Annotated in this window: 8 protein-coding genes and 1 pseudogene; 2 read left to right on the plus strand and 7 right to left on the minus strand. The window is 63.3% G+C overall.

Annotated features, from left to right (window positions below; genetic code table 11):
• Positions 1–124 precede the first annotated feature (124 nt).
• From fgd to tal, 4 genes are all read right to left on the minus strand, one after another.
• Complete coding sequence (gene fgd / locus JZ792_RS40095) at positions 125–1,072, minus strand: glucose-6-phosphate dehydrogenase (coenzyme-F420) (RefSeq protein ID WP_216918114.1); 948 nt, start codon at positions 1,070–1,072, stop codon at positions 125–127.
• On the minus strand, positions 1,069–2,646 hold the full coding sequence (gene pgi / locus JZ792_RS40100; RefSeq protein WP_254191045.1) for a glucose-6-phosphate isomerase: 1,578 nt from the start codon (positions 2,644–2,646) through the stop codon (positions 1,069–1,071). The genes fgd and pgi overlap by 4 nt, the downstream gene beginning before the upstream one ends.
• A 50-nt stretch (positions 2,647–2,696) precedes the next feature.
• Positions 2,697–3,716: a phosphogluconate dehydrogenase (NAD(+)-dependent, decarboxylating) gene (gnd, locus tag JZ792_RS40105; protein ID WP_216918116.1), complete on the minus strand. Its 1,020-nt coding sequence runs from the start codon at positions 3,714–3,716 to the stop codon at positions 2,697–2,699.
• 80 nt (positions 3,717–3,796) lie between these two features.
• The gene (gene tal / locus JZ792_RS40110) at positions 3,797–4,981 is read right to left on the minus strand and encodes a transaldolase (protein ID WP_216918117.1); all 1,185 of its coding nucleotides are present in this window, start codon (positions 4,979–4,981) and stop codon (positions 3,797–3,799) included.
• 159 nt (positions 4,982–5,140) lie between these two features.
• Between tal and JZ792_RS42485 the strand changes: the two genes are divergently transcribed.
• Together JZ792_RS42485 and JZ792_RS42490 are read left to right on the plus strand one after the other, a co-directional pair.
• Positions 5,141–5,338 (plus strand): DeoR family transcriptional regulator, encoded by a 198-nt coding sequence (locus JZ792_RS42485; RefSeq protein WP_254191044.1) that lies wholly within the window; start codon positions 5,141–5,143, stop codon positions 5,336–5,338.
• A 74-nt stretch (positions 5,339–5,412) separates the two neighbouring features.
• Positions 5,413–5,967, plus strand: a complete 555-nt coding sequence (locus tag JZ792_RS42490) for a sugar phosphate isomerase family (RefSeq protein ID WP_308165641.1) — start codon at positions 5,413–5,415, stop codon at positions 5,965–5,967.
• Positions 5,968–6,796: 829 nt separating this feature from the next.
• On the opposite strand, the gene JZ792_RS40120 is transcribed toward JZ792_RS42490, so the two are convergent.
• The 3 genes and pseudogenes from JZ792_RS40120 to JZ792_RS40130 all read right to left on the minus strand — a co-directional run.
• Positions 6,797–7,414 carry an Lsr2 dimerization domain-containing protein gene (locus JZ792_RS40120; RefSeq protein WP_216918118.1) on the minus strand — a complete coding sequence of 206 codons (618 nt, stop codon included), beginning with the start codon at positions 7,412–7,414 and terminating at the stop codon, positions 6,797–6,799.
• Between the two features lie 416 nt (positions 7,415–7,830).
• Entirely contained in the window at positions 7,831–8,073 is a 243-nt protein-coding gene (locus JZ792_RS40125; RefSeq protein ID WP_216918119.1) for a hypothetical protein, read from the minus strand.
• A 23-nt stretch (positions 8,074–8,096) separates the two neighbouring features.
• Positions 8,097–8,215 (minus strand): annotated as a pseudogene (locus JZ792_RS40130) (IS5/IS1182 family transposase); the annotation flags it as partial.

Raw genomic sequence — 8,215 nt, forward strand, 5'->3', positions numbered from 1 at the left:
GCACGCCGGCCGAGTACGCTGCGGCCTGCACCCACACCCATCATCCGATGGCCTGCGGGACCAACTGAACACGGAACGAAATCACCCGACTCTATTCCCGGGTGGTCTCGTCATCGGGGACCGCTCAGTCATGCCCCGGCCCGTGGAACACAAGGTGGTTGAGACCGACGTCGAGGTACGGTTCGATTCCCGCGATAGCTTCCTCGGGATCCGAGGCGACGATCCATCGTCGCGCCACTTGCTCGATGGGCAACTGGTCTGCGAGCCGTTCCATTTCGACGGCGGAACCGACGCTGTGTTTCTGCTCCGCCGTCAGCGAGAGCGGTGCCCAGAATCGAGTGTTGGCGAGCGCTCGATCCGGATCGCGGTCGTAGGAGAGCTTTATCTCGATCATCTTGTCGATTCGAGCCGGGTCTCGCTGTACCGCTGCCGCTCCCGCCGCGACGGCGGGCAGCAGGTCGTCGGTGTACAACTTCATGCCCTTTCCCGAGGTACAGATGAATCCGTCACCAGCGCGTCCAGCATATTTGGCTACGACCGGGCCGCCCGCGGCGATGTAGACCGGGATCGGACGCTCGGGCCGATCGTAGATGTTGGCGTTCACCGTTGTGTAGTACTCACCTTCGAACGAAACGTCGCTATCGGTCCACAGCGTGCGCATCACGGTTACCGCTTCGCGGAGGCGGGCGAACCGTTCTCTGAATTCGGGCCATTCGCGACCCGAGACGGCGATTTCATTGAGTGCTTCACCGGTCCCGACGCCGAGCAGAACTCGCCCGTTCGACAGCAACGACATGGTCGCGAAGGCTTGCGCGACTACCGCCGGGTTGTAACGGAATGTCGGGGTGAGCACACTCGTACCGATCTGGACTCGCTCGGTACGTTCGATCACCGCGGCCATCCAGGCCAACGCGAACGGCGCGTGTCCACCGGTATGTCGCCATGGCAGGAAATGGTCGGACACGACGACGCTGTCGAATCCGAGTACCTCAGCGCGCACCGCGTACTCGACGAGATCTCGCGGTCCGAATTGTTCGGCGGACGCCTTGTATCCGATTTTGAGCTGCCTCACTGCCCTGCCTTCCGATTGCGACCGGCCGCTCGGCGCGCGTGCCGGTAGCGTTGAATCAACGCGTTGGTGGAACTGTCGTGTGTGAGATCACCTTCCGAGTCGATCTCGGCGACAATTCTGTTGGCAAGTACCTTTCCGAGCTCGACACCCCATTGGTCGAATGAATTCACACCCCAGATCCACCCTTGCGCGAAGACCTTGTGCTCGTACAACGCGATCAGCTGCCCCAGCGAATACGGTGTCAGACGCGGTATCAGAATGGTGTTACTGGGCCGATTTCCCAGAAAACGTCGGTGTACCCGCAACTCTGGCGGACCACTGTCGTCCTCGGGCTTGCCGAAGGCCAGCGCTTCGGATTGCGCGAACAAGTTCGCCATCAACAGATCGTGGTGTCCGGGCAGATCGTGGCCGGGTTCGAGCACACCGATGAAGTCGCACGACATGAAGACCGTGCCCTGATGCAGCAATTGGAAGAAGGCGTGCTGGCCATTGGTACCGGGCTCACCCCAGATGATCGGGGCGGTGCCGACCGGACACTCTCGACCATCACGGCCTGCCGACTTGCCGTTGCTTTCCATGTCCAACTGCTGCAAATAGGCGGGTACCCGCGAAAGTCGCTGGTCGTAGGGCAGAATCGCGTGTGTCTGCGCATCCCAGAAATTGCGGTACCAGATGCCCAGCAGCCCGAGCAGCACCGGCAGATTCTGCCGCAGCGGCGCGGTGCGGAAGTGCTGGTCCATCGAGTGTGCCCCGGCCAGCATTTCCCGGAACCGCTGCGGCCCGACCGCCAGCACGAGCGAAAGTCCGATCGCGGAATGCAGCGAGTAGCGACCGCCCACCCAATCCCAGAACTCGAACATGTTGGCCGGGTCGATACCGAACGCGGCCACCTCATCGGTATTCGTGGAGACCGCCACGAAATGCCTTGCGACCGCGTCGGGTTCGTCGCTCGACGCGAGCAGCCACCGCCTCGCGGTCCGGGCATTGGTCAGTGTTTCCACCGTGGTGAAGGTCTTGGATGAAATCACGAACAGTGTGGTCTCCGGCTCCAGGTCACGCAAAGTTCGCGCCAGGTCGTGGCCGTCGACGTTCGATACGAACCGGACATCCAACGTGTCGGTCGAGAACTCTCGCAAAGCCTGATACGCCATCGCCGGCCCCAGATCGGACCCGCCGATCCCGATATTGACCACCGCGGCAATCGGTTTCCCGCTCATACCCCGCCACCTGCCCGACCGCACCCGATCGGCGAAGGCGCCCATTCGTTCCAGAACACCGTGCACGTCGGGAACGACGTCTCGACCTTCGACTTCGACCACCGTGTCGTGCGGTGCGCGCAGCGCGGTGTGCAGCACCGCGCGATCCTCGGTGATGTTGATGCGCTCGCCGCGGAACATGGCTTCGACACCGGCCTCGAGGCCGGCCTCCTGGGCAAGCCCCACCAGGAGATCCATCGTGTGTGTGGTGACGCGATTCTTCGAGAAGTCGAGCACGATACCGTCATGCTCGACGGTCATCTCCTGACCTCGGTCGCGCTGTGCGGCGAACAGATCCGTCATCGTCGCACCTGCCATATCGGTGCGATGCGCTCGCAGCCGCGCCCACGCCTGCGAGGTATCCACGCTCACGCCTCTGCCGCCTTTTCCATATGGCCGCCGAAGGCCATGCGCATCGCCGACAGTGCCTTGTTCGCGTAGTCGGCCTCTCCTCGTGAGGCAAACCGCTCGTACAGGGCTGCGGTCAGTACATGCGCGGGCACTCCTTCGTCGATCGCGGCTTGCACCGTCCAGCGACCTTCTCCGGAATCCGCTACGTGGCCCGAAAAACCGCTGAGCTCCGGATCGGCGTGCACTGCCGCCGTCGTGAGGTCCACCAGCCACGAACTGACAACACTGCCGCGCCGCCACACCTCGAGGATCTCCGCGATATCGAAGTCGTAGCTATAGAAGTCGGCGTCGGCGACCGCCTCGATCGAGGTATCTCCGGTCCGTGCCGAGATTCCGATACCCGCCTTCCGTAGGATCGCCATTCCCTCTGCCAGCGCTGCCATCTGGCCGTATTCCACTCCGTTGTGGATCATCTTCACGAAATGTCCCGCACCGATGGCGCCGCAGTGCAGATACCCGTGCTCAGCCCGCGCCACAGTGCCGCTCCGCCCAGGAGTACGCGTAGCGGCGGCTACACCCGGAGCCAGGTCACGAAAGATCGGATCCAATCGTTCGACAATCGCCGGATCACCGCCGATCATCAGACTGAATCCGCGCTCGATGCCGTAGACACCGCCGCTGGTACCGACATCGACGTAGTGGATTCCGTGTTCGGCCAGCGCACGACCACGCGCGACATCGTCGCGATAGAACGAGTTCCCGCCGTCGATCACGACATCGTCGGCGACGAGGAACCTGAGCACATTCTCGATGACCGCACCGGTCAGCGAGGCAGGCACCATAACCCAGACAATTCGCGGACCCTCCAGGGTGGCGACCAGTTCCTCGAGTGTCCCGACTCCGATCACGCCGTCCGCACGCAAGCGGTCTACCGCCTGGACGTCCGGGTCGTACACCACACAGGTGTGTCCGTGGCGAACCAGCCGCCGTGCCAGACCTGCTCCCATACGGCCCGCGCCGACTATTCCCACCTGCATACGAATTCCCTCACCGTTCTCGACAGTCTTCGGTCCGGGCCCGCCGATCACGACCCCACGGCGCTGTGCCGACTCGCTGTTCACCGAGCATTCGACCGCGGCACTCGCTCATCGACCGCGGCATCATCCGCGTCCTGTATCCGGTGATGCCCGCCGACCTGGGTACGGGCACCGAGTGCGATTTCGACATCGGCGAGCAGCGCAAGCCACGAAGCCTGAAACGCGGCCACACCCTCCTGTTCCAGCTGCGCGAGTATGCCGTCGAGATCGACTCCGAGAGCAGACAGGCGATCCAGCACGCTCCGCGCGGCCGCGTAACTGTGGCTGACTCGGTCCCCGCGGATCTCGCCATGATCGGCGACCGCGTTCAGTGTCGGTTCCGGCATGGTGTTGACCGTCCCCGGCGCGACGAGCTCCACTACATATCGCGTGTCCTCGTACGCGGGATCTTTGACCCCGGTCGACGCCCACAGCGGACGCTGCGGCCGTGCGCCCGCCTCGGCCAAGCGCGCCCACCGCTGGCCACGCAACATGCGCTCGTATGACTCGTAGGCCAACCGGGCGTTCGCGATGGCCGCGGATCCGCGCAACTCGCCGGCTTCGAACCCCCCGATGGCGTCGAGTCGCCGATCCACCGCTGTGTCGACTCGGGATACGAAAAACGATGCGACCGAGGCGATCCGAGACAGATCACGCCCTGCGCCGCGAGCCGCCTCCAGTCCGGCGAGAAACGCGTCGAGCACCGCGTAGTAGCGCTCCACGGAGAAGATCAGCGTCACGTTCACGCTGATGCCTTCGGCCAGGCAGGCGGTGATCGCAGGCAACCCCGCGGGGGTGGCGGGGATCTTGATCATCGCGTTCGGACGATCGACCAGCCACCAGAGGACCCGCGCCTCCGCGATGGTGCGCTGCGTGTCTCCCACCCATTGTGGGTCCACCTCGATCGATACCCGACCGTCGACACCATCGGTCTCCTGAAACACGGGCCGCAGGACATCGCATGCCGCCCGGACATCCTGAGAGGTCAGCAAGCGAACGACTTCCGCGGCAGAGAAGCCGAGTTGCGCGAAATCGCGCAGCTCGGCGTCATAGTCGCCCACGGCGCGAAGTGCGTTGTGGAATATCGTCGGATTCGTCGTGACACCGGTGATCGCACGGCTACGCACCAGCCGTTCCAAACTTCCGGAGACGAGCCTGTGTCTGCCCAAATCGTCGAGCCACACCGACACACCCTCATCGGCCAACTGCTTCAGTGGATCGCTCACAGAGTTCCTTACAGCCGATCGCGCACCATCTACACGAATTCAGGTATCTACTGCACGGAATCATGCACCGATTCGTGGTCGGCTGTCAATATTTCGCGCGATCGACGTACGATTCGGAATATGAGCAGGGTTCGATCAGAACCGAGAAACCACCGGAGAATGCCGTCGCTCGCCAGCACTCGCCGCCGCGAGATACTGCACCGCCTCATCACCGACGGCTACGTGGAAGCGAAGACCCTCGCCGACGAGATGGGCGTCGACGCCTCGACCATCCGGCGTGATCTGGACGCGCTCGAACGATCGGGCCAGGCGCAACGCACACACGGCGGAGCCCGCCCTACCCACGGAGCGACGTGAAACTGCCGTAAGCGATACAGGAAGGCGAGCGACTGGACGCGAAATCCGCCATCGCGCGGGCGGCGGTCGACTTCATCGGCGACGGCGACACCGTCATCCTCGACAGCGGCTCGACCACCTACGAGATCGCGGTCGCACTGCGCCGCCGGACCGGGCTGACCGTGATCACCAACGACTTGCGCATCGCCAAATATGTAGCGGGGCTGCCCGAGACCCGGCTGCTGGTCACCGGCGGCGAACTCCTGGGCTCGGTGTTCACCCTCGTCGGTGAACACGCCATCACCTTCCTCGGCGACTACACCGCGAACTGGGCGTTCCTGGGCGCCGACGCTATCGACCCCGTGGCCGGAATCACCAATATGAACACCCTCGAAGTCCCGCTCAAACGCGCCATGATCACTGCCGCAGCCGCCACCATCGTCGTCGCCGACAGCTCCAAACTCGGCCGCCGCGCACTCGCCAGAATCGCCGGAGCGGAACTGTCTTCCGCGGCGATGAGCCAGCTGAGCAAATACAGCCGGCCCGGGAACGTCGCCGAATCGAGAGAGGTACTTCGGGAGGTGTGCAGCCACAACGATCCGGCGTCATCGAGATCGAGCAGTTGCCGCCACCGATGTGTCGCGGCTTGAGCCGACACACTCTTGGACAACCCGCACAGTCCGAGTGCCCCGGCTCCGGTCACGGGCTGCTGGGGACGCGAGAACGCGTCGCGATGGTCGGCGGAACCCTCGACGTCGAACCCTGGAATGGGCAATGCCCTGTCGCCGTGGTACTTCCGGTTCCGCGAGGTCGTGACCGACCGGGTGTCGACGGGCGCGTCGAGCGCGGTTGGGAACCGGAGCACGAGTCTCACAACCCGCACGCGAATCTCTACGCCGGTGGTGGCGATCTGGATCCGGACAGGTATACCTGGCGGATGGCATTGCTCAGTGCCTCCTGCACGATTCGATGACTCGAGAGTTCCACGCTGGCAAGCACTTTCGAGACTTCACCGATTGTCCGCAGGTTGATACGCGTGCCCGCGGCACGTGCCGAGTCGATGAGGGCCGCGATGTCGCCAAGGTCGGTTGCGGCAGTACTCCCGAGTCGCCGTTGCGCAGGACAGCGGGCGCATTTCCGTCGATGAGAAGGTCATCGCTGTCGAGGGCCGGATCGCCATACGGCTCCCCCGAGCAGGGACGACTGGCACTGACCTATCCGGCTCAACAGGTACCCGGCACCACCGCCGATATCCGAGATCTCACCGAGGCCGCCATTACCCAAGCCCTGGGCACCACCTCACCAAGATCGCGGCACCAAGTGTCAGTGATGCGACCACCGTCGCACTCTTCGCGCTACTCGGAGGTGAATAAGGTTGTTGTGCACCTGAATTCACCACCGAGGCTCGGTTCAGCGACCGTCCGACGACATCCACCCACCGGCACGAACTGAATGTCCGCGTCGGCGCGAGAGATCGGGTTATGCTGCGGCATGCGCTTGGCGATAGTCGCGGATGAGTTCCGGTGACAGTGGGCCGCGAGACTTCACATCCCGCCCCTGCGCGAGTGCCCACTGGCGAATTGCCGCACGTTCGGCGACGGTCGGCTTGGATTCGTCGCCGACATGCTCCTGCTCCGCTTCGACGGCCGGTCCCGCATCGACAGTCACCGCGCTGACGTTGGCCTCGGACTCGGGACCGGAGTATTCGTCGTCGACAGGTTCCTGGAGCGTGTCATCGCGGTCCTGGTATGCCTGCACGATGACTTCCGGGATTCTGCCGCGCGGGCCGATATCGAACCCATTGCGCCGCGCCCATTCACGAATATCGGTGCGGCCCTCGGAGGTTGTCTCCTCGGACTGCCGGCCCCCGGTCCGGGCCTGCCGAGCCCGCCGCCCGACAACGTTAACGTTCGACGCCTTCTCCATCCAGGGAGCGAGCACCGCCTGCAGCTCGTCGGCGCTCGCCATCGAAAGATCGAGTGAATATTCCCGCCCATTGAAACTGAACGTGGTGATTTGCTTGGGGGCAATATCGGTCGCCTCGACGATATCGCCGGTCCAGTCATCTCTGGTGACGATCACAGTAGACTTAGCCATGCGCGCAGGCTAGCACCGAATTCTGCACGCTAACAACCCGTCCGGTTCGTTCCGTCCGCCGATTCATATCGCGACTCGATCAGCCAAAGAACATTCGGCTATACATCGTCCCGGATGTGGCTTCAGATCTTCGACCAACGGCGTGCCGACACCAGAGACGACCCTACGTCGGCGGCACGGAACCGGCAGGTCGACTCAGGTCGAATTTCGTTGGCCTCGTGAGCTCCGCGCAGGGTGATCGCCAAATACTCCCACCGCTGAGCTCTGCGGCACCACCCACACCCGAGTCGACGAGCCAGCGAGAACGAGCATCGTCGGTGTCTACGTGGCGATGGTGCACCCGAACCTACTGCGATCAATCCAGACATACACCGACCGGATTCTCCGTCGGCCTATTCACACTCAGAAGATCACACCTACTGCGGTCGCGGTGCCACCTCATAACTTCCCCAGTGGAACAACTCACCGTTGATCGCAATGATCGAAAGCAAACCCACCAGTTCAGGTAGACGACCGATCTGGTGGCAAACCACACCGCATGCTATACCGGTAATGTAGAAGTCCGTTCGTGCTCTCGTTTCTGCCGTGCCATGGCGAACTTGGTCTGCGAAATCGACCTCGGAGTTCGTGGCGATGCTGAATGCACCGTGCTCGTCCATCTCCGCACTCTGGTCCTAACAGATCAGTTCAGAATGAGTTTGCGGAGGCAGATGACCGCGCAGGCGAGGCTGAGTAGGGCTTGGTGGATGTCGGCGCGGCGTTCGTAGCGGATACGCAACCGTTTGAACGCGTGTAGCCAGG

Source organism: Nocardia noduli, assembly GCF_019038455.1.
GTDB lineage: Bacteria > Actinomycetota > Actinomycetes > Mycobacteriales > Mycobacteriaceae > Nocardia > Nocardia noduli.

Bases quoted from the DNA above. Each gene is read 5' to 3' on its own strand.
- JZ792_RS42485 (WP_254191044.1), top strand. From the start codon at position 5,141: ATGCCGTCGCTCGCCAGCACTCGCCGCCGCGAGATACTGCACCGCCTC.
- JZ792_RS40120 (WP_216918118.1), bottom strand. From the start codon at position 7,414: ATGGCTAAGTCTACTGTGATCGTCACCAGAGATGACTGGACCGGCGAT.
- gnd (WP_216918116.1), bottom strand. From the start codon at position 3,716: ATGCAGGTGGGAATAGTCGGCGCGGGCCGTATGGGAGCAGGTCTGGCA.
- pgi (WP_254191045.1), bottom strand. From the start codon at position 2,646: ATGGCAGGTGCGACGATGACGGATCTGTTCGCCGCACAGCGCGACCGA.
- JZ792_RS40125 (WP_216918119.1), bottom strand. From the start codon at position 8,073: ATGGACGAGCACGGTGCATTCAGCATCGCCACGAACTCCGAGGTCGAT.